The 1,415-nt window shown below is 53.9% G+C and carries 2 protein-coding genes; both read right to left on the bottom strand.

The genetic code is table 11. The features are described 5' to 3' along the window. Nucleotides 1-251 precede the first annotated feature (251 nt). Entirely contained in the window at nt 252-626 is a 375-nt protein-coding gene (gene hepT, locus NPX02_RS21115) for a type VII toxin-antitoxin system HepT family RNase toxin (protein ID WP_418067373.1), read from the bottom strand. A 30-nt stretch (nt 627-656) separates the two neighbouring features. Beyond that, a complete protein-coding gene (mntA, locus tag NPX02_RS21110) occupies nt 657-1,064 on the bottom strand; it encodes a type VII toxin-antitoxin system MntA family adenylyltransferase antitoxin (RefSeq protein WP_260296039.1) in 408 nt (135 codons plus the stop codon). Nucleotides 1,065-1,415 lie beyond the last annotated feature (351 nt).

Raw genomic sequence — 1,415 nt, 5'->3', positions numbered from 1 at the left:
GAAATAAAGGTCACATCCTGCTGGTCTTTTCGTCCGCCTTCGGCGTTACGGCAAGACTTACATAGAACGACTATGCGCGCCCTGCCGTGCCTTGAAGGCAAACGGCCTGTTCAATAAAATCTGTGGCCGGCGCAATACGTAGCAGTTATTTCTTTCCAGGCCCTAACTAAAGATCAAATGTAGGGTGGGTTAGCGTTTTTTGCGTAACCCACCAGGTGTTGCGCAGCAACACAATCCGTTTGATCGAAGTGTTACTGTAATAACCGTGACCGGACCGCCTGCGCAAATGCCAGCAGGTCATCGGTGTTATGCTCGACCACATGACGCAGGATGCGGCGATCAACGCTCTGATACCCATGTACCAACAGGCTGCGAAATCCTGCCATTTTCTGAAGGTTGCCGCTGAGTTCTTCGGAAAGTGCCAGTTCATCACGCAATAACCCGAAGAGTTGGCGGTTGGTTTCCGGCTCCCCCAAGCGCAGATCGGAAATAATGTGGGATGAGGCATCCAGCGCCGCCTGGATCGCCAGTTGCAGGGTGTGTGCGACAAAGCGCTCTTCGCGTATATCCGTCTCTATGAGCTCTGGGTGCGCGAGCCGTCGCAACTCACTGACACAGGTTTCGATAAATGCCAGTTTTTTTCCAGCAGCTCACGGTCAGTCATGAGGTGAATCCGTGGTGTGACGATATTCCCTGATATAGGGTAATACATCAAAATACTCAGCGCGGGCGCGAATCTCGAACCGAATACGTGCGGAGCGATCTTTTTCCAGAATCAGTACGCCATCTCGCAACACGCGGTGTATCAAATCGGGACTGGCGCGGTTGAGTACAACAACATCGACCCGCTTACCGGTAGCCCCCTCAATGCCGCCGGCGATATCCATCCCCAGACCGTCAAGCGAGCAGGGAGGCTCCTGATGAAATAGCACGGCAATGTCGATGTCGCTACCGGGCTTGGCCTCACCACGCGCAGTACTGCCGAACAAGTAGGCGCAAGCGAGCCGCGAGGCCAATGGGACGAGGGCATGATTCAATACTTCAACGATACGTTGCGTATTCATAACCGTGATTATCAGCCAATAGCTTGCACCACGCAATGTCACGGTCTAAAAACCGACAACTGGGCCTGAAAAACCGGGTCAGGAAAAACCGCAGAATCGGGTAGAAGGCGGGGTCAGCCCCGCCGTCCTCCCACACCACCGAGCATACGTTTCCGTACCACGGCGGTTCCTGTAAGCATCGCTTCGTTGTAATACGTCGACTGCTATCCATTAAGCGCCTAACCATACCTCACGGATACTGTCCGCTACTTCCGGTATCAGGCCCCTTTCGGGCATCTGCTCTGGAAAGACAGAGATCGTTTACCTCGCAACGTCTACAGGTTCAGCCCTTCAGTTGTTGGTCAGCCAGCC

This window comes from Sedimenticola hydrogenitrophicus (assembly GCF_025175675.1).
GTDB classification, from domain to species: Bacteria; Pseudomonadota; Gammaproteobacteria; order Chromatiales; family Chromatiaceae; genus Sedimenticola; species Sedimenticola hydrogenitrophicus.
The sequence above is the reverse complement of the archived record's forward strand: the minus strand, read 5'-3'. Positions and strand labels throughout refer to the sequence as shown.